The sequence below is a fragment of the Mediterraneibacter agrestimuris genome (assembly GCF_943193195.1).
In the GTDB taxonomy this organism is placed as follows: domain Bacteria; phylum Bacillota; class Clostridia; order Lachnospirales; family Lachnospiraceae; genus Schaedlerella; species Schaedlerella agrestimuris.
Genome location: NZ_CALPDG010000013.1, coordinates 13459 through 34219, shown reverse-complemented (window position 1 = coordinate 34219; position 20761 = coordinate 13459). Strand labels below are relative to the sequence as shown.

The 20761-nt window shown below is 42.6% G+C and carries 15 protein-coding genes and 4 pseudogenes; all 19 read right to left on the bottom strand.

Annotated elements, in window-relative coordinates; translation table 11 throughout:
• Positions 1–18: 18 nt before the first annotated feature.
• A complete protein-coding gene (locus tag NFS18_RS08495) occupies positions 19–2091 on the bottom strand; it encodes a DNA topoisomerase 3 (protein WP_251389645.1) in 2073 nt (690 codons plus the stop codon).
• Complete coding sequence (locus NFS18_RS08490) at positions 2092–3513, bottom strand: CD1107 family mobile element protein (RefSeq protein WP_331477602.1); 1422 nt, start codon at positions 3511–3513, stop codon at positions 2092–2094. It lies immediately after the preceding gene.
• Complete coding sequence (locus NFS18_RS08485; protein ID WP_028086445.1) at positions 3476–3769, bottom strand: DUF4315 family protein; 294 nt, start codon at positions 3767–3769, stop codon at positions 3476–3478. Before NFS18_RS08485 ends, NFS18_RS08490 begins: the two co-directional genes overlap by 38 nt.
• Positions 3770–3811: 42 nt before the next feature.
• Positions 3812–6613 carry a CD1108 family mobile element protein gene (locus NFS18_RS19710; RefSeq protein WP_251389662.1) on the bottom strand — a complete coding sequence of 934 codons (2802 nt, stop codon included), beginning with the start codon at positions 6611–6613 and terminating at the stop codon, positions 3812–3814.
• A gap of 145 nt (positions 6614–6758) precedes the next feature.
• Positions 6759–7043: pseudogene (locus tag NFS18_RS08475) on the bottom strand (hypothetical protein); the annotation flags it as partial.
• A 339-nt stretch (positions 7044–7382) separates the two neighbouring features.
• A pseudogene (locus NFS18_RS08470) lies at positions 7383–9554 on the bottom strand (VirB4-like conjugal transfer ATPase, CD1110 family); the annotation flags it as partial.
• Positions 9436–9900, bottom strand: coding sequence for a PrgI family protein (locus NFS18_RS08465; protein WP_005344185.1), 465 nt, complete (start codon positions 9898–9900; stop codon positions 9436–9438). The gene NFS18_RS08465 and the pseudogene NFS18_RS08470, both read right to left, overlap by 119 nt.
• Before the next feature lie 23 nt (positions 9901–9923).
• Positions 9924–10793, bottom strand: coding sequence for a VirB6/TrbL-like conjugal transfer protein, CD1112 family (locus NFS18_RS08460; protein WP_251389643.1), 870 nt, complete (start codon positions 10791–10793; stop codon positions 9924–9926).
• A gap of 12 nt (positions 10794–10805) precedes the next feature.
• Entirely contained in the window at positions 10806–11021 is a 216-nt protein-coding gene (locus NFS18_RS08455) for a Maff2 family mobile element protein (protein ID WP_017144663.1), read from the bottom strand.
• Positions 11022–11143: 122 nt separating this feature from the next.
• Positions 11144–11452, bottom strand: a pseudogene (locus NFS18_RS08450) (VirD4-like conjugal transfer protein, CD1115 family); the annotation flags it as partial.
• Between the two features lie 90 nt (positions 11453–11542).
• Positions 11543–13369 carry a reverse transcriptase domain-containing protein gene (locus NFS18_RS08445; protein ID WP_251389641.1) on the bottom strand — a complete coding sequence of 609 codons (1827 nt, stop codon included), beginning with the start codon at positions 13367–13369 and terminating at the stop codon, positions 11543–11545.
• A 624-nt stretch (positions 13370–13993) separates the two neighbouring features.
• Positions 13994–14992 (bottom strand): annotated as a pseudogene (locus NFS18_RS08440) (VirD4-like conjugal transfer protein, CD1115 family); the annotation flags it as partial.
• Between the two features lie 67 nt (positions 14993–15059).
• On the bottom strand, positions 15060–15242 hold the full coding sequence (locus NFS18_RS08435) for a transposon-encoded TnpW family protein (protein WP_029732075.1): 183 nt from the start codon (positions 15240–15242) through the stop codon (positions 15060–15062).
• Between the two features lie 321 nt (positions 15243–15563).
• Positions 15564–16814 (bottom strand): virulence-associated E family protein, encoded by a 1251-nt coding sequence (locus NFS18_RS08430; protein ID WP_251389640.1) that lies wholly within the window; start codon positions 16812–16814, stop codon positions 15564–15566.
• Positions 16777–17532 (bottom strand): CHC2 zinc finger domain-containing protein, encoded by a 756-nt coding sequence (locus NFS18_RS08425; protein WP_251389639.1) that lies wholly within the window; start codon positions 17530–17532, stop codon positions 16777–16779. Before NFS18_RS08425 ends, NFS18_RS08430 begins: the two co-directional genes overlap by 38 nt.
• A gap of 106 nt (positions 17533–17638) precedes the next feature.
• Positions 17639–19060 (bottom strand): serine/arginine repetitive matrix protein 2, encoded by a 1422-nt coding sequence (locus NFS18_RS08420; protein WP_251389638.1) that lies wholly within the window; start codon positions 19058–19060, stop codon positions 17639–17641.
• A gap of 502 nt (positions 19061–19562) precedes the next feature.
• Positions 19563–19805 carry a hypothetical protein gene (locus NFS18_RS08415; RefSeq protein WP_044961316.1) on the bottom strand — a complete coding sequence of 81 codons (243 nt, stop codon included), beginning with the start codon at positions 19803–19805 and terminating at the stop codon, positions 19563–19565.
• A gap of 68 nt (positions 19806–19873) precedes the next feature.
• Positions 19874–20014, bottom strand: coding sequence for a hypothetical protein (locus tag NFS18_RS08410; protein ID WP_251389637.1), 141 nt, complete (start codon positions 20012–20014; stop codon positions 19874–19876).
• Between the two features lie 197 nt (positions 20015–20211).
• On the bottom strand, positions 20212–20595 hold the full coding sequence (locus NFS18_RS08405; protein WP_180211098.1) for a hypothetical protein: 384 nt from the start codon (positions 20593–20595) through the stop codon (positions 20212–20214).
• Between the last annotated feature and the right edge of the window lie 166 nt (positions 20596–20761).

Genomic DNA, 20761 nt, shown 5'->3' with positions numbered 1-20761 from the left:
CTGCCTGCAATACACTACTTATCGTTGTGGAAAAATCAGATTGAACTGCACATTTCCCTCGCCAGGATCAACCATTTCCACAGTTGCTTCATACTGTCTCCCTGTTTTTCTGGATACCAGATCCTTATAATGGATTTTTCCTTTAGACAGGAACTTCTTTGCTGCCGCCTTATCCATCTTTTTCCCCTGGCTTGCAAGGAATTTATCATTCTTCCACAAGGTAAAAGCACAGTTCCGGTCAGAACAGTAAAAGTTTACTTTTCCTTCCCTGACATCTGCTCCACAGCGGGGACATTTGCCAATGACTTCTCCTTTTGCTTTTCCCTGAAACTGCCCTTTCTTTTCTTCTGAAATACCCTGATATCTGGCAACCAGTTCCTGCATCAGCTCTGTAATCCCATTTAGAAATTCATCTGCTGTCTCTGTATTCTGGGCAATGTGATTCAATGCCATTTCCCACTCTGCTGTCATCTTCGGGGATTTAATCTCATCCGGCAGAACCGTAATCAGTACATTGCCATCATCTGTCGGCACCAGATTTTTCTTTTCCCTTTTCACAAAACCAGACTGAATCAGTTTTTCAATGATTGCTGCCCTTGTTGCCGGTGTGCCAAGTCCTTTCTTTTCTGTATCTTCGGTCAGTTCTTCATTCCCTGCACGTTCCATTGCAGAAAGCAGGGTATCTTCTGTGTATTGTTTCGGTGGCTGTGTAAAATGCTCCGATACAAAAGAATCACAAGGGCCGTAATGCTTGCCTGCCCAGATATCCAGCTCCGGCTCTTCTTTCTCAATCTTTACGCCAAAGAACTGTTTCCATTTATTTTCGATCGCCTTGAATCCTTCCTGCTTTGTTTTCTTTGCTGTGAGATAAAACGTATGATAATTACAGGTAATCTGACATTTATGGCTCTCATAAATATAAGGATCTGCGGTTGCTGTCAGTACCCTGGCACTGATCAGATACAAAATCTTACGGTTTCGTTCTTTCAGTTCACCAATATCTGCTTTGGCTACTTCCATGGTTGGGATAATCGCATGGTGATCAGATACTTTCTTTGAATTTAATAACTTACTCACGTCTGGCTGATATTCCATGCCTTCAGCATAAGGCATTTCCCCAAGTAACATCTGAATCAGAGTTTCTGTGCTTTCTCCCATCTCATCTGTCAGATACTGGCTGTCTGTTCTCGGATAAGTGACAAGCTTCTGCTCATACATCTCCTGCACGGCATCCAGCGTCTGCTGTGCGGTATAGCCAAACATTCTGTTTGCTTCCCTCTGAAGAGTGGTCAGATCATAGAGTTTTGGAGGGCGTACCGTCTTCTCTTTCACATCATCCTTTTCCACTTCGCACATACGCTCCCGACAGTCCGCAGCCACTTTATCTGCATCCTCTTTTTTCTGAAAATGCTCTGTGACTGCATCCATATCGTCAAACTTGATATGAGCCATATAATATTTTTCTTTGGTAAATTCCTTGATCTTCTGATTTCGATCCACGATCATGGCAAGTGTTGGTGTCTGCACTCTTCCGACTTTCAGATTCTGGTTATACAGAACGGAAAAAAGACGGCTCGCATTGATTCCCACCAGCCAGTCTGCCTTTGCCCTGCAAAGTGCTGACTGATAGAGACTGTCATAACACGAACCGTCTTTTAATGACGCAAATCCATCTTTAATTGCCTGCTCCTCCATGGAAGAGATCCAGAGCCGCTTCATCGGCTTTTTGCATCCTGCCTGCTCATACACCAGACGAAAGATTAACTCTCCTTCACGTCCTGCATCAGTAGCACAGATCACTTCATCTACATTGGAATCTCTCATCAGTTTTTTCAAGATTCCGTACTGCTTCTTTGTTCCATCCAAAACCTTGTGTCTCCAGCATTCCGGCACAATCGGCAGATCTTCATATCTCCATTTTTTATATTTTTCATCGTATTCCGATGCATCGCATAATCCAACCAGATGTCCTACGCACCAGGAAACGATATAACCGTTTCCCTCCACGTAGCCATCTTTTCTTGTTCTGGCTCCAAGCACGGAAGCCAGTGCCATCGCAACCGATGGCTTTTCTGCAATCACTAATTTCATTTACTCCTGCTCCTCTTCTTCATCTTCCAGTACATCATCATTAAAATCTTCATCTCTCAGGATTTCCGGTTCTGCACTTTCTTCCTGCTCATCTGCATCGTCTACTTCCCGTTTTTCTGACTCTGAATCTTCGGATTCATCTTCATCCTCTTCCATCTCATCTTCGTCATCATATTCATGCTTTGGTTTATAGACTTTGAAATAATATCCTCCTGCCGCAGCTCCGACTGCAACCAGTGCAATCAAAAGATACGTTCCAAACGGGCTTTTATCTTCTGGCATCTGGATTTCATCCTCTACCTTATCTTTCTCGGCTGACTCTGTCGTTTCCGATTTTTCTTCCTCTGCTTTTTTCTCTGGTTCTGCATAAACAGTATCTACTTCCGGAAGTGTCACTGAATCAGAAAGTGTGAAGTTCATCAGATCTTTCTCACTGACTTCGGTAAGGAAATACACATTATCCTGAGATTTTGAATTGTCAATAATCAAATAGAAAATCTTACCACTCTTCGTTGAAATGGTATAAAACTCTTTTGTGCCTTCCGTAGCTGTTTTGGTAACGGCTTCTGCCGTCTCGCCTTCTTTATTAAGCTGTTCCTCAATACCTGTTACTGTCCGATCATCCACGGTTCCTTTTGCATCTGTCGGCTCAGAAGCCTGTGCATCCTGCGGAAGCGGAGAAGTCGTTGTTTTTTCAGTCCCCGTTGCATCTGCACTGGTCGTAGTTGCCATTGCACCATTGCTGTCACTGGAAGATTTCTGTTTTTCTGCCTGCTTCTTTGCCCATTCATAATAAGGATTCTGCAGTACATACTTCTCAGAAGTATTTCCGGCACCATCTGTTACCGTGATTTCAATCTGTTTTGTTGTAAAATCTTTCTGTGTCAGCTGCACTCTCAGCATTCCATCCTTCAGATCTGTATAAGTGGTGCCATTAACTGTTACCGCAGTAATCCCTGATACTGTATCATTCCCCTGAATCGTCAGCACACCATCTGTCAGAGAAGCAGAGAGTGTCGGCTTTTCCGTGTCATAACACTTAATAGAGCGATTCTGCTCATAGACCTTCCCCTCACCATCTGTCACACGCACATACACTGTCTGATTTCCAGTGATCGTGATACTTCCGCTTCCGGTTACATCCTGCCAGCTTCCATCTTTTCCTGCTTTTGCTTCAATTTTTGCTATTGAGAATCCTTCCGGCATATGACTGGCATCTACCGTGACAGCAATGGTTGTTTCTCCCTGTTTCCAGCCATCCGGTTTCTCAATCGTGATTGCAGGTGTGGTATTTTCAGCTGCATAAGCAGTCTGTGTCTGGAGCAAAGGTGTTGTCAGGCAAAGAAATGTCGTTGCTGCAAGCAATCCTTTTTTCACGCTATTTTTAGATTTCTTCTGTTTCATCTTCTCTAAATTCATCATCAGACCTTGTTTCCTCCTTCTGTATTTCTACCCTGCCGGGCAGTTCATTTTTCATTCTCTTTTTGAAAGCTTCCAATTCCGGAATACTCATATCCATTGCACGGATAATTTTTACAATTTCCAGATTTTCCGCTTCTGTTTTTGCAATCTCCGCAGCCTTGAACCGCTTTAAATCTGCTTCATATCTGGCTTTGGATGCTTCCATTTTTTCCTTGGCTTTCTCATAATCCGCCGTTGCTTTTTCAAGACTTTTCATCGCTTCTCCTTTCCGGACGGCTGATGCAGCCGCCCTTTTTTCTTACCATCGTCCAAATCCATAGAAATGGCTCTGCCAGTATGGGGAATTGATGGACGTATACTGCACCGGATGTCCACAATGGATCATCTGACCATTGCCTACATAGATTCCGATATGCGTTACCGGCTCCCCTGCGTCGTAAGTTCCAGTAAAGAAAATCAAATCTCCCGGCTGTGCCTCCGACTGGGATACTGGTGTACAAATGTTGTACAGTCCCTGTGCTGTTAGTCTTCCTGTATTCCTTACACCAGAGTTTGTCAGACAGTAGCTTACAAATCCGGAACAATCGAATCCACTTGGGGAATATCCACCCCACACATATGGTGTTCCGAGATATCTCGCTGCTTCATTTAACAAACGCTGTGCTGCTTCACTGGTATATTCATTGCCGCCAAATCCTGCCCCTTCTCCTGTTTCCAGATAAAAGATCGGGTTTAACCGCTCTCCATTTTTCAGAAGTTCAATATGAAGATGGCTTCCTGTGGAATTTCCAGTATTTCCTACAAGACCTATCTCATCACCTTTCGTGACGGATGCTCCTGCAGATACACTCCGGCTGCTTAAATGTGCATACCGTAGTTCATAGCCTTTACTGTCCTTGATCACAACATAATTGCCATAGCTGTCGTTATAAGCAGAAGTTGTAACCGTTCCGGTCAGCCCTGCCATTACTTTTGTCCCTTCCGGTGCTCCGATATCCATACCATTATGAAGCTGATTTGCTCCTGATATTGGATGAATCCTGTATCCATAATAGCTGGTCACACTGGAATACCAGTTAAAATCAACCGGTGTTGCAAACATCTGCAAGTTGCCTTTTGTATCGTTGTAGGCACTGAACAGTTCTTTCTGGAAAAATCCCAGCCTGTCCTGACAGATTGACATCAGGTTTCCACTATTTAAGGTGACATTCAGCACATCTACATCTCTTGTCCTGGTCACTTCCACTTCATTGCTTCCATTATCATCTGCCAGATAACATTCCCATGTTTGATGTCCATGTGCAGATGCTGCCGCATGACTGTCATAATAGACATCAAACTGTACACCGTATCTTGCGAAAGCTCCGGTATCTTCTACAGTATATTCGACACCATTCATAACTACCTTTGTTCCCATTGGTACAAACGGATTGGAAGCATCTACCGCTAAGGTATGATTGGCAGTTGGATATGCTCCACTGGCAGTCGGTCCTCCGCTCCAAATACCACAACAAATTGGGCAGTTACAATACCCACTGGTCACAACCTGTCCCAAAGATTCTCCAACTCTTACAGTTGCTGTCTCTGTCACAGTCTCATTGACTGCTTCTGTTTCTAACCGATACTGCAATGCAAAAAGAGCATCCAGTTCTGGCTTTACCTGTTCAAAGGTAAATTCTTCATACTTTGCTGACAAATAACTGATCAGGATAAACGGATCATGCTCAATAGGTCCGATGTTATATCGGTATTCCTCATGTCCCGGTTCTTCAGATTCCATGTTGTTGATCCGCTCCTGCAGATTAGCTTCCAGCTGTGTGTAATACAGTTCCGCTTCCCGGATTGCCTGATCCGATGACAGATAACTGGTTCCGGTATAAGTGATCACATTTTGTAAAAACACTGCAGAGCAAGACGTGACATTCGTTATGATCAGAAACATCAATCCGATCAGAACTGCTACACTGATATACACCTTCCGGTTTTCTTTAAAGAAGTTGGTGACCTTACCGCCAATCTTCTTAATATAATCAATCGTACCTTTTGTAGCTGTTCCTACTGTCTGTTCACTTCGCTTCGCTTTGGCATAATCCCGTTTGATCTGTTGCTTCTGAATCTGTTTTTTCAGTTTCTTCTGCTCCTGACGGGCTGCAGCCTGTGTCTGTTTCTCTTCCTGTCTTTCAAGTCTGCTTCTTTTTCTGGATGCCCTCTGTTTCCTGCGTCTGGCACTTCTCTGTTCCAGCCGGTAAACACCTTCGCCACTTTCTTCTAACTTATGGGCACCTTCTACTGCCGCATTATCGTCTTCATTTTTGCTGATCTCACGGTGCAATGCTACGGAAGTTGCACTTCCTGCTTTCTTAACAGCAGAAGTTTTTTCTGTTTTCACAGATTCACCTTCGCCAAACTTCAAGCGGGATTTCTTCTTTCCAGGAGCTTCCCCTTCATTTGCCCGATAGACCTGTGCCTTCTTGGAATGCTGCTTAGCTTCCTTTTTCTTTTTTGCTTCCTCATAAGAAAACTTTTTGGCTTTTTCCTTCTGTTTTTGATGGCGGAAATTGACTCCATCCGTATCCATCTGGTTCAATTTTTCCATATCTTTGTCATTTTTCACAGAAGCACCAGTTTCCTCATAAGCAAATTTCAAACGCTGTTTTTGTTTTGGCTTTTTGCTGCCGCCGGTCTGATTTCTCCGGCTGTCTCCTCTGTTTTCTGATAGATCAGCACGTTTTTCTTTCAGTCTCCCTGACTGTCCGGCTTCAGATTTTTCTGCAAGTCTGGATTCTTTTCCGACTTCAGCACGAATCCTTTTCCGGTTTTGCTGCTTTCTATTTTGTCCAAAATCCTCACTTTGCTTCTCTGTCCGTATCAGTTCCGGTGCATCTCTGGATTTTTGCACAGAGGGACGAATATTTTTCCCACTCCGTTCAGACTGGCGGGGAGACTTATCCACAAGGTTTTCTTCTTTTTCCCCCTGTTTTCTTCCCATCCGCACATCACTGGCACGGTTACTGACACGAACAGAAGATTTATCCGTCAGGTTTTCTTCCACCAGACCATCCTTGGTCATTTTCTGGACTTTCTTGTCCCTGACTTTCATTCTCTGTTCTGCCACTGATTACTCCTCCTTCTTCGGATACCCTTTCCCTGCCTGTAATAAACAGAGAAAAGCGATGCCAAAAACAGCACCGCCACTAAAAGTTAATACATATGAAATTGCTCGTAACATTGTTTTCTCCTTTGTTTTAACCTGCTTCAGAAGTCTCCTCCAAGCGGGTTGTCATGATTTTATAGAGGGAATTCTTCGGGAATCTGTCTACAAATGGGATAATGACATTTCCATAAAACAGAAGTCCTTCACCCTCATTACTGTTGGTTACATAGGACAGCTGGGTTGGTGAGATATTCAGCTGTTTTGCCAGAATCTGCCTGTCTCCGGAAGCCTGGTTCAGCATATAAATGAAGTCTGAATTTTCAAATATATTCTCAATCTCTCTGGAAGACAGTAGATCTTTGATATTTTGTGTTATCTGATTGTTATTATCAGGCGGCTTTTTATCCACCTCTCTGGGGCTTTCGCCCATTTTCATCAGCGTGTCATTTCACGCTCAGCATAGCATATCTTTTTACCACGATTTATATCGTACCGGCTGGCAATGCGGCCTCTTGGAGCTGTTATATTCTGCTTATGCAGGTTCAAGCTCTATGCGTTGCGTGTGACTATTTTATTATAAATAGCCTTCCACTCGGATTAGGACGCTACCCCTTTCCCGTTTTTTTCCGCATTGATAATTCTGACTTACTTGCCGGTTTCAGTCAGAACGGCGATAGTTTGCACTTTAAGCGACTAACAAGTAACAAACTAGTTCACCAGTTGGAATACCACCCCATTTACGGAATCTCTTCCAGATCTCCACACTATATGCTGCTGTCTGCTCCTCTTTTAAGAGAAGATGGAACTCATCCACATAATATCGGGTGGATTTATGGGCAGAACGGTTCATCGTCACCCTGTTCCAGACCTGATCCTGGATTACGAGCATCCCAATCTTTTTCAGCTGTTTTCCCAGTTCTTTGATGTCAAAGCAGACAATGCGGTTATTGATATCCACGTTTGTCTGATGATTAAATACATTCAGAGAACCTGTAACATAGATTTCCAACGAAGTGGCCAGTCGCTGTGCTTCCGGCTCTTCCTGTTTTCTCAGAAGGTTATATAAATCCTCCAGGATTGGCATCTTCTCCGGCACTGGATCGGCAAGATATTCCTGATATACTAACCGTACACAGCGGTCAATGATGGTCTTTTCTACCGGCTCCAGTCCATTCTTTCCTCCAACAATCAGCTCACACAAAGACAGAATAAAATCTGCTTTCAGTGACAGTGGATTATCTTCCTCGGAATAGTTCAGGTTCAGATCCATTGGATTGATATACTGGTCAGATACTGGCGAAACCCGAACTACCTGCCCATGCAGTGCCTGCACAAGTGCCGAATATTCGGCTTCTGGATCACAGACAATGATATCGTCTTCCGTAATCAGGAAGCAGTTTGTAATTTCCCTCTTTGCTGAGAAGGACTTACCAGAACCAGGTGTACCAAGAATCAGTCCATTCGGGTTCTTCAGACGTTTCCGATCAACCATGATCATGTTGTTGGATAATGCATTCAGTCCATAATAAAGAGCTTCCCCTTCCTGAAACAGTTCCTGTGTCGTAAATGGCACGAAGATCGCTGTTGAAGATGTGGTAAGCCCTCTCTGAATTTCAATTCGATTGACTCCCAGTGGAATACAGGACATGAGTGCTGCTTCCTGCTGATAATCCAGTTGTTTTAAAGAACAGTTATATTTCTGTGCAATTCCCTGCACCTGGAAAATATTATTATCCAGCTTCTGACGCTTCTTTGCGGTATTCATTACCAGAACTGTCACAAGGAACATTCTCTCATTTCTGGACTGCAGATCTTCCAGCAGATTCTTCGCCTCTTCTCCATAGGTTACAAGGTCTGATGGAAGCACGTCCATATCATAACCGGAACGTACCGCCCGTTTCTGCTCTTCAATCTTCATCTTATCCAGATCTGAAATCTTGCTCTTGATCATTTTGATTGCTGAACTCTGATCAATGGACTGGATATGAATGTTGACATTGATGCTGTCATCCACATCCAGGAAGTCTGCAAGCATCCGGTCTGTCAGCTCCGGTGCAAGAATCTGCAGGTAACTCACACTCCCCATCGTTCTTCCCATCATAAATGTCTGATTCTTGGAAAAGTTAAAGGAAGTCGGTGCAATAAAATCTTTGGTCTTTAATCCGGTTTCCGGCAGCATCTTATACTGGAACTTAAATGGTTCAATCCGATCCTGGTTGAACACATGATATAGAATCTCCAGCCTTTCCAGACCATTTAGTGAATGTGCCTGTGCCCCCAGAACCTTAAAGTTGTTTAAGATATCTGTTTCGATTCTTTCAAGCCTTGGTCTTGCCACCTTCAGGCTTTCTGCTTCGATTCCAAAAGTGATATACTTTGTCTTCACCAGACCATTATTTCCTTTTGAAAGCTGATTTTTCAACATAGTACGGTACTCTTCACGAATGGCATTGAAGTCATCGTTCTGATCAGGAATGTCAATGCTTTTCTCAAATTCTGCCACATCCACCTGCTGATTGATAAAAGACAGCTGCACACTGATGGAAGAATCAAAGTAATTTAAGAAATCACAATAATTCTCAAATATCGTGGTCTTATCCTCATTTAAAGCAAGCTGATAGTTGATGTCATAAAACTGAATCGTCTTGGAAAAAAAGGTCTTTGTCACCTGGCAGATACCATCCTGCAGCATCCGAATATACGGAATACTCTGCTGTGCTGTTGTAGGAATGTTTTTCTGTTTCCTGCGGTCCCGTTCCTGCTTCTTCCTACGCTTTTCCTGTTCTCTTTCTTTTCTGCTTTTTTTGTTTCTTCTTTCCTGACGGTTTCTTTTTTCCGCCAGGGACAGACGCTCCTGCTGAGCCTCCTGCTTTGTCTTTTTTGCCATCCGGCACACCCTCCTTTTTTACAAGTGTGGAAATCTCCTGATAAAAATTCTCTGTCTTATATGGTCTTACCGCCGGACAGATAAACTTCTGTCGAATGATATTTGCCACCACTTTTTCAAAGGGAAGACCATCTTTTTCATACATTGCCATGAAGAAAAACGGAAGCATGATCGTTACCATCAGGATGGCTGCGATACTGGAACCGATTGGTTTTCTCATGACCAGATAAAACGGAATTCCCACAACTGCGGCAAGTGAAAAGAAAATCAGCTGCCGCTTTGTCAGATTTAACGCTACTTTTGTTTTGACCTTGGTAAGGTCTTTTGGTACTGGTACATACGCCATGGTATGCGCTCCTTTCCTGCCCGCTAATGGGCATTGAATATTGATTTGCTAAGGCTTCCGGTCTTGAATAATGAAAATGCAAGAATCACGGTATAAGCCGCTACTGAAAACATTGCTGCATGAAGGTCACTGGATATGGTCATTGCATTTACTAAAACTGCATAAATTCCCACACAGACCATCATGAAGAATCCCTGAAATGCCAGTGCGAACAAGCCTTTTAAATAGTTGTTTCCGATATTGCCCCATTCCTTATTGGTCATGGTGGCAAACGGAATTGGTGCTATGGAAGTATAAAGGTAAATTTCTATCATTCTTCCGTACAAGATTACCGTAATGATAATTGACAGAATGTGCATGGTAACACTGATCAACATCGTTTCCATGGATAGCAGGAACAAATCCCCTAACTCCATATCCTCCAGGGCATCCACAATCCATGTAATTGCTTCTGTTGCATCCACCGCAGTGTTTCCTGATATCACCCCGGCTGCATTGTTGACCACATGCTGGCCAACATCAAAGACCGCCATCGTGATATTGAACGTATTTGTCACCAGATAAATGGCTACATACGCTTTGAAGATCCAGAGGAAAATGTTATAAGTCTCAAATTCATGGAAATTGTTTTTCTGTGTTACCATCGTGATCAATTCATAGCACAGGACAAAGGTGATGATCAGTCCCGCAATGGGGACAATCACCGTTTGGGATATATTCTGAATCAGATTAAAAATCCCTGCATTCCATCCCTGCGGTGTCTGTCCCACTTGCCCGGCTATGGTTCCCACCTGCTCATTGACAGACGTGAACATGTTATCCAAACTTGACTTAATAAGCCCGATCAGGATATCCTTTATCGCTTCCGTAATTCTCTCAATGATGGTGTTCATCTACCACTCCTCTTAAGAGAACAATGTTGCCAGCTGTGGAATCAGGGTAGTTCCCAGCAGCATGATTCCGGCACCAGCCATCAGCTGTTTGATGCCCTGGCTCTTAGCGCCGGGATTGTCATTTCCATATCCTTCCAGAAGGTTTACGACACCCCACACGCCAAGACCTGCGCCGATTGCGACTACAAGAGTTTTTAAAGTTGTAATTGCACTACTAAAAAATGCCATATACATTCACCAAAACTGACTTTTTTCAGGTGTTTACGGGAATGAAAAAACACCGACTAAAAAGCCCGGCGCACCCAATGTCAGTTATTCCTTTCCTCATTATTTTTCGTTCATTCCCAAGGTTACTCCGACAGTTCTACGTGAATCACTTCCACCTCTTCTTCGGGTTTCGGTGTGTACTGCGGATTTAACTCTTTCTCTACTTTGTATCGGTTTTTCTCGTTTTCATCTGCAAGATACCGATAATTTTTGTGTTTCGTGATATCATATTTGTCCGAAAAGAATGGTCTGGCACCACGGATCTGCAGGATACATTTTCCTCCATCCATGACCGCAATCTCATCTTCCGTCATCAGCTGTTTGCCAGTTTTCTGGTAATTCAATCCAAAAGACTTCTGATTACTCCTCGTCTCCGAAGTGTTATACAGGTCATGAGGTAAGCGCCTCGTGGACGCTCCCTCCCGAACCGTGCGGGCACCTCTCGATGCACACGGCTCTCCATATGCCGTCAACTAACAAAGTCAGTCTTTTCCGTGTATCTCACGGTGGCACGCCGGGCATACTGCCAGCGTTTTCCTGCGGTTCTTTAGCATAACTTTTTCCCACTCATATTCACCGCTAAGGCTTTTCAGCCGTTTTACCTGATGAATCTCCACGTCATTTGTGTACTGTCCGCAGAGTTCACAAGTTTTCGAGCGCAGTTTTGCCGCTATGCGGTTTGGTCTGTCATACCGCTTGTAAGCCGGCAGAATATCTGCCTGCGGCACATTGGGCTTATCCTTGCGGATAAAAGGCCCCCTGTAAAATACACTCTCTTTCATACCGCTTTTTGTCTTGTAAATGACTGTAAACCGTCCATCTCTAAAATATTTCTTCTTAATCTTTCTGGTCTTTGTGCGGTATTTATTTGCGAATGTTTTCAGCATACTGTAATGCATCAGACCCGCAAACTTGCTCATTGCGCATATATTACATGCCAGTGAGTAGTAGTTGTACAGACCTCTGATTTCAGAGTTGTACTTTGACAGAATTTCAATGTCTTTGCGGTTAATGAGCTGTGGTCTGTGAATGGCTTTCCAGTGCTCTTTGTGTGTAACTTTGTCTTTTTTGATACGGATTGCACCATACTCCAATAGTTTCGATTCCCATTTCTCATGCGGCATATATAGTTTCACTGCGCCGCTGTATCCCTTCACTTTCCTTCCCTGACGTTTTGTGACTTCCCGGCTTTTTGAAATTGAAATATCGTAGCCAAGAAACCTCGCCCGGTCAGTTGCGTGAGTGATTTTGGTTTTCTCCACTGACAGTGTAAGGTTCAGTTTTTCTTTGAGGAACACGGCTAAATCTGCTTTTAAGGCTTCTGCATCCTTTTTGCTCCCGATAATGCTTATGATAAAATCATCCGCATAACGGACGTATTGCAGGTTTTTGTAAGTTTCATCCCGAAACTGCTTAGACGGGATTTCCCTCTGTTTCTCCCGCAGTCTGCGTAATTCCCCGGCACGTTCTTTCTTTTCGGCTTCACTAAGGCTGTCCCATACTTCCCTGTTCTGGCGCATAAACCTCTGCACCTCACGGTTCCGTCTGGCGTATTCCGGATTCACTTTGCGGTTTATCCTGTTTCCTTTTATAAAGCCTGCCTTGTATTCCTCCACGTACATATCCAATTCATGCAGATAAATATTTGCCAGGACAGGACTGATGCCAGAACCCTGCGGAGTGCCGCAGTATGTCCTGTTGTACTGCCATTGTTCCATATATCCGGCTTTTAAAAACTTCCACATCAATGTGATAAATGCTTCGTCATCAATGCGTCTGCGCAGGATATCAATCAGCACATGGTGGTCAAAGCTGTCAAAACATGCCTGAATATCCCCCTCCACAAACCAGTTTGCCCCGGCGAATGTCCGCTGTATCTGTTCGAGGGCTGTATGGCAGCTCCTCTTTGGACGGAACCCGTGGGAATAGTCGGAGAAAGTGGGTTCATAAATGCTTTCCAATATCATTCGGACTACTTCCTGCACCAGCTTGTCATCCCCGGAAGGAATCCCAAGCGGACGCTTTTTACTGCTGTTTTTCTTCGCAATATATGTACGCCGTGCAGGTCTCGGGCGGTAGGAGCGGTCTTTCAATGCGCTGATGATGCGCTCTATTCTCGGACTGCCTATCCCGTCCAGCGTTTCACCATCCACACCCGGCGTCATGCTCCCCTCATTGGCGTAGATATTCCTATATGCCAACAGGTAGAACTCCGGGTTGTACAAGTTCCGGTAAAGCCTTTGGAACTTGTACGATAAATCTTTAGACTGTTTGTTCAGGCTATTTAATACATCAGTTGGATTTCTCATGATGCCTCACGCACCTTCCTTTCTTGTTTGTATTAAAGACATACTGCTCCCCTTCGTCATGTGGGCGGCTCTCCCGCTTCCGTTTTTACGGCTATCCCTGTAAATCCAGAGTCCACGGGCTACTATGGGAGCTGTGTAACCATGCCCACAAATGAGTGGGTTTAGGTCATCCCCGGTAGCGTATGCCATACATAGCGTTCCGTGTTGTCGGTAATCTTTGTAGATATGTGGCGTTCGCCGTTCAACCTAATCTAAGGCTTGCCTTGCTTCGGATATCACGCGCCTGCCGACAATTGAGCGACAGCCGCCAAAGCACCATGCGTTCCATCTTCTTTCGCACGTAGGCCAGATACTCCCAGGCTCCGGCTACCAATCAAGCAGTTTAGCTTTCATCCTCATACACGGATTTTCATCCCCACATAAAATGACGGTTAGAAGATTGCGCCATTTTATACCAGTTATAGCAGTGGTTGCTACAACAACGACATGCTACACTCCCCAGAGGGTTTCCCCTCACGGATAAGTCGTGGAATGATAGACAGTAAATTTTCACCTTCCTTTCTTTGATATCTTTGTCTACCGCTTGCTAAAGGCGGTTTATGGCATACACCCTAACGGGCGCACAATGGTTTCCTTACCCAGAAGCTCGCTCATTTCCTTTAAGGTAGTTTTCTCTTTTCCTCCAAGAAATAGTGTGGTATCACAGTTACCCAGAATAGTATCTGCACTATCCTTATACATTGCCTTTAGCTGACTCTGTGACTGCAAAATAATAGAAGCAGAGATTTCCCTGCTTCGGATGGTTGCGATTAGCTTGTCAAACTGTGGAATCTGCCCGATGTTGGCAAACTCATCAGCAATGATACGCACATGAACTGGCAGTCTTCCACCATACTCATCGTCTGCCTTGTCGCAAAGCAGATTGAAAAGCTGTGACTGTAACATGGCAATCACAAAATTAAAGGTTGTATCTGTATCGGACATAATCAAAAACAAGGCTGTCTTCCTGTCCCCGATCTTATCCAGTTCCATTTCATCATAAGACATGATCTCACGAAGTTCTGCTATATCAAATGGTGCCAGCCTCGCACCACAGGAAATAAGAATACTTTTGGCAGTTTTGCCAGCCGCCATTTTGTATTTTTTATACTGTCTGACTGCAAAGTGCTGCGGATCTCTTTCTTCCAGTTCCTGGAACATCATATCCACTGGATTCTGGTAAGTTTCATCCTCTTCACGGGTTTCGCTTTCATTCAAAAGATCCAGAAGGGTATTCAGATTCTTTTCCTCTTCATCTCCTTCATACCAGATAAAAGCAATCAATGCCGTGTACAACAGCTTCTCTGCTTTCACCCAAAAATCTTCGGAAGCTTTTTCCCCTTCGCCTTTGGTATTAACAATGATTGTTGTAACCAGCTTCAGGATATCTTTTTCAGACCGTATATAAGCAAATGGATTGTAATGAAGCGATTTGGAAAAGTTGATAGTATTCAGAACCTTAATCACATATGGTTCGTGTACCACTTTTCCTGATTTATCTTTCATAATATTTCCATTCTTATCTTTCTTAGGTGGTCCCTTTGCTAACATCTTCCCGCACTCCTCGATCAGAGTGCCTTTGGGCACCATTTCGTCAAGTAGGAATTTGAATAAATGCTTATTTTTTTCAAAATGCCAGCAAACCCAGTATTTACGCTGGGTTACGGACTTCCATATCTAACTCTGCCTTCATAATTTTCATTACTTTTTCCTGCATGGTCATGCTAGAGTTTTGATTAAAATAGTAATTAACCTGATAACAGGTGTTCCCGATTTTCTTTTCATAGTCTGGATTTTTTTCTTCTGTAGTCTGAACTATATTTCTGTCTTCCATAAAATTTTTCTCCTTTCGCTAAATTGCCCGACAGAGAGAAGGATTGTTTTGTCTCTGCCGGACGTATTCATTTAAAGCTGTAATTTGCAACTGGCAACAACATGGTTGAAACTTTCTTTCAAGTGTTTTTCACCCCTCTTTTTTCCAATTTATAACACTACTATTTTCTTTTTTGAAATATCTTGTTGCCACCTAGTAAAAATAGCTGTAAAGCCTTTAAAATCAATGGCTTTCGTTGGATACAACAATGGCAACAACCGATAAACAACCGGGTAAAAATCAGCCTTCCGGCTTCAAAAACTATCCTCTTTCTCTGTCGGGCTAGTTAAAAGGAAGTGCCATCTGTTCGGCTTCGGAAAGGTCAATAAATCCCTCTCCACCTTCGTTGTTGCCACCATTTGCATCTCCCCGAATCCAGCATCTCTGCTTCCCATAGCCTTCCTTTGTAAAGCGATGATATCCGCCTCTCTTCCACCCAATAATCTGAGTATCCATGATCTGACAGATTTCATTTGTCTCAAATTTCTTCGGCTCTCCGTCATAATGGTTAAAGGCATTTTTCCAAAGCTGAATAGAGCAGACATAATTTCCGGCATAGCTGTCAAGCCACCCTTGAATCATTCCTGCCATTGTATCTTCCTGCATGAACTGTTTCCGATATTCATTGATATTAAATTCCATCTCACTATCAAACCGCAGTAATTCCGATTTATTTCCAGTTGCATTAAACAATACCATTGCTTCTGCCCACAGCTGGTCAAAACACTCTCTGGCTTCTGGCTCATCATCAAGAATGTGCTTCTCTGCTTTGCTGCTATCAATTTCAATCGGTAGAAATCTTCTTGCCCCAGTACGATCAAACGGAATGAACTGCCGATTATTTGATGAGCCGGCAAACACACACTGCCTTGGTCTGTCTTCCTCATATTTTTCATAAGGATTGCGGTGGGTTTCCTTCATTCTTGATAAGAAAGATTTTGTTTCTTCGATACTCTTCGCACTGATTGCAGCTGTCATCTCTGACATCTCCAAAATCCAGTGTCCCCGAAGCAGTTCATAAGGTTTTTCCATATTCAGATTTTTCAAGCTATCTGAAAACCATTGATCGTCCAGTGCCAGGAAACGGAAAAAGGTGGATTTTCCTGCCCCCTGCTGTCCTACCAGACATAACATTTCATCAAATTTACACCCCGGACAGTAGATACGGTTTAAGGCTCCCATCATAAAATGTTTCAGCATTTCATAAACCAAATCTGAATCTTCCGCACCCATATACACTTTCAATACATTACGGATTCTTTCTTTCCCGTCCCATTCGAGGGTCTCTAAATACTCACAAATCGGGTGGTATTCTTTACTGTATGCTTCCAGATCCAGTGCATCGTCCATAACTCCTTCATTAAATAGACCATAATATTTTTCAAAGAAATACCGAAGTGCTTTTCTCCCTTTGTTTGTCAGTACACATGGTTCTTTATTCCACCAGAGAATTTTTGTCACGTCAATTTTCTCTGTCAGTCGGTTATATCGAAGACTACCTGCTAACAGTGGATCTTTTCTTAATACGGTCACATAATTCTCCATTGAATTTTTGACTGTCCCTTTTTCTGTCATATTCAGGGTTTCTCTGATTTCCCGACAGTCCCCCGGGTTCACCATATGAATCATTTTCTTTATCAAATCTTTTTCCTCTTTCGTTGAAATATCTTTTGCATTTTCGCTCAATATTCTCTATCTCCTCTCTTTTTTCTCTCACGATTGCCTCTTTGTCCGCATGCTCTCCAAACAGCAACGTATCCAGATAATAATTAACAATCACAAGTTCTCTCAGGGCAGTTATAAATCTTTCGTCCCATTCTTCTGTTCTTGTTCTGGGTCTGTACTGTTCTTTCCAGTCCTGCAACAGAATCCGATAATCCAGATAAGCTTTCAGGCATCTCATATATTCTTTTTCCCATTGTTCTTCTGGTGTCGGTTCCGGCTTCCTTATCAAAACATTTCTTCTTGCCGGGGAATCCCTTCCTCTGGCAGAGTATTTAATTCCAAAATCATCTGCCAGTTTCATTGCCGCATCTCTTAATCCCAGTCCAAACAACTGTGCTGTAAAATCAATCGCATCTCCTGTACAGCCACAGCCAAAGCAATAATATCTCCGGTCTACTTTCATACTGGGTGATTTGTCATTATGAAAAATACAACGGATCAGTCCGCTCCTGTTGAGCTTCAATCCATACCGCTCAGCAGCCTGCCGAACGGTTACGTTCTGTTTTACTTCATCAAATAATCCCAATTCATTTCCTCACTTTCTTAAATCTGCTTCCCAAATCTGGGAAGCAAGTTTTCACTAAAAACAAAAAAGGCACTTTGTCCTGTCCTTACGGAATCAACAAAATGCCCTATATCTCCAGATCACTGGAATGCGTTTTCCCTTTATTCAGTTGTTTTCTCTCTGCCTCTTCCTTTTGAATCTTTGCTACATTTAATGCAAGTTTTTCTCTGATAGACGGCTTAACTTCTTTTTTGATTTCTTCCACAACGGCTTTTTTCTTTTCTGGCTGTTTCAACTGGCGGACGATTTTTACAACCGCTTTTTCCATTGCATTTTCAATTTTCCGTATCAGTCCATCTAACCTTTTTATCGCATATTCTTTTTCTTTTCGTGATGCTTTACGTTCCGGACTCTGTATCCATCTTTTAGAATCTTCAGCCAGATAAATATCATCTTTTCTGGTAGCCAGCACAGCTTCCTCTGCAACTTTCTCTACTGCCTTGTCATATGCTTCACTGGATACTTCATCAAGCAAGGTTTCTACATCTTCAATACGGACTGTAAGCTGTTGCAATTCCTGTTTCTGTTCTTCGATCAGATCACCTTGTTTAAATATCCGATCAGAATTATTCGCAAATTCTTTAATCTGCTGTTTTATCTTTTCTTCCTGTGACTGGATAATTTCTTCGTTTGCATTCACACGACTTGATTGTTTTGCAAGTTCCAGACGATTTTCATTTACCTTATCTATCTGCATTAAGATTGTTTCCTGTCGGTCGGCAATCTCTTTTTTCTGCTTCATGCGGATATAATCCTGTTTCTCCAGATACTGTCGTCCGCCATAAGCCGGTTCTTCATCAAGTTCCAATCCATGCCGTTTACAGATATCCAGAAACAGCGCCCGGCAGGCAGAATCAAAAACGACCTTACGGTTATTTGTCTTTGACCTCTTCTTTTCTGGATTTGGAAGTTCAAAGCCAAGTTCTTCCAGTGCAGCTTCCTGCTTTGGCTCAATCTCTCCATATCGGTTTGTAGCATCAAACACATGACGCTCATGGATATGAGGAGTTGCTTCGTCCATATGCAGTGACCAGTCAATGATATGCACATTAGAACCAAACCTCTCATCAAATTCTTTTTTAAATTCATCGAAAACCTTGACCAGTGTTTCTACAGAAGCATGTTCATCTATCGTCCCCAGCTGATAGATACTTTCTTCCGGACAGGTCTTTTTATTTTTCAAAATATCTTCCACACCCTTGCATCTGTCTGGGTGTCGGGCTTTCTCATGTCGCTTATTCTGGTTAATCACATAGTCGCTGTAATGCTCCGAATAATAAGCCAATTCAATCTGGCTAAAAGAAAAATTATTCTCTTCTCCCCGGTCTTCCATTGTGGTATATCCTTGATAGCAGTCCCAGTAAATATTTTGGCGGACTCTTTCATTGTCGATATGCTCACTGTGTTCCGGGTCAAATCTTCGATCATTGTGGAGAGGATTATAAACGCCATCTTTTCCAGATCGTCCATTATGCCTTGTGCCTTTCAATTCACATTTCCCCTTTCTTTCAAGTTTTTCCCCGAAGGGAATTGCAGCGAAGCTGCTAAAAGTCTCTGTCTCCGTTACAGACAGTACCCAGTACTAAGTGGCGAAACGCCTCTTAACTGGGCAATGGCTGCCGCCCTTAACCTGCTAAGGGCTTCGCCCCTTAACCCCAGCAAGGTGCTGCCACCCTTTGCAATCCAGGCACAAAGAACTTCCAGCCTTCTGTACTCCCGGCAGACAAAACGGAACTCCTGCCGCTATCCCTTCGGCATGAACTCCGTCCCGTCTGTTTTTCAAAAATCCTCTGCACCGGATTTTGTGAAAATAAAAAAGCCGACGTAGTTTCAACTTTTGCAAAAGTCCAAATACATCGGCTCAATCCTTTTGACCTGATCGGTCACTATTCAATTTTTCTGACTGGCTCATACAGTCCTTTTTTATAATGAGCAAAACAAAAGGCACTAACTTTTTTACGGTTAATGCCCTTTGGGTTAATCATTATTTATTATCTGTTTTTATCTGATTGAGAAAGAACACTGGCAGCTAAACTCTTTGTTGTTCCAGAATACTTATTACTATTCATTACCATAGATGCTTTTGTCTCCATAGCCTTACCAGTAATTTTTCCTGTATTTCTTTGTGATAATACGCTTGCAGCTAATGACTTCTGAATTTGAGAACTGTTATTTGATCTCATAATTTTTGAAGCTTGTGTTGATAATTTTTGTCCACTTGATTTTTTATTCATATTTTTCTCTCTTTCTTTCAGAGAGAATGTGACCATCAAACATTCTCCGACATCTTGTTACTTATAAATTATTTACTCGTCTTTTCCTTGGTTTCTTTACGTGGAAAGCAAAATGCTTTTTTTCCAATCTGTTTAGCATACAAGCGATTTCCATTTTTAAGGGTAATGTATGCAGTAAAAACCATTTCAGTCTGGTCACATTTTTCCATGCAATCTGCCTCCTTTCCAAAAGATTTTTCTCAGACGAATCCGAGAAAGTATGGAAATCGGCAGAAACAAATACTAAAATACATTTGAAAGATATGGTTTTAGTAGATGATCTTTGTCTCTGCTATTTCCGCTGGAGTTCGTTTGAGGGCCTAATCTCAAATGAACTCTTTTTTTGGAATCAGAAAAGTTGCAAGCCTTATACCATAGTGACTGCTTCATTCAAATCAAATAGCATTAAATTCATTTCAGGAACTAATACGCCATTTACTCGATACGACAATTGACTCAAATCCCAATCGCATATTCTAGCAATCGTGTTAATCAAATCTTTTGCATTCCATCGAACTGACAAAACACCATTCGATTTTTCCTTATAAAACTGCACTGATTTATCATCATGTTCATCACATGCCTGAACAGCAATCTGTTTGTCAGATTCGTTAATCAGAAGTTTTACATATGTTGGATACTTCATCTTCATAATTACAGATTTATTAAATGTAATTCCATTGCTTGTAATTGAGATATATGGTACACCTTCACTAAAGTCAAACGTCTTAAAATTTGATAAATCAATCACTCTGCTCGCCTCCTTTCTGTTTTCCTGTTGATTATACCATATTCATTTGTTTTGTTCAATCCCATTTATTTTCTGTGTTTCTCTCTTGTACGCTCTTCGTCTCCCGTTTGTCACATTATTGCAATATTTTTCACTTTAAAAGGACACCAACTTATCTAAGTTAATG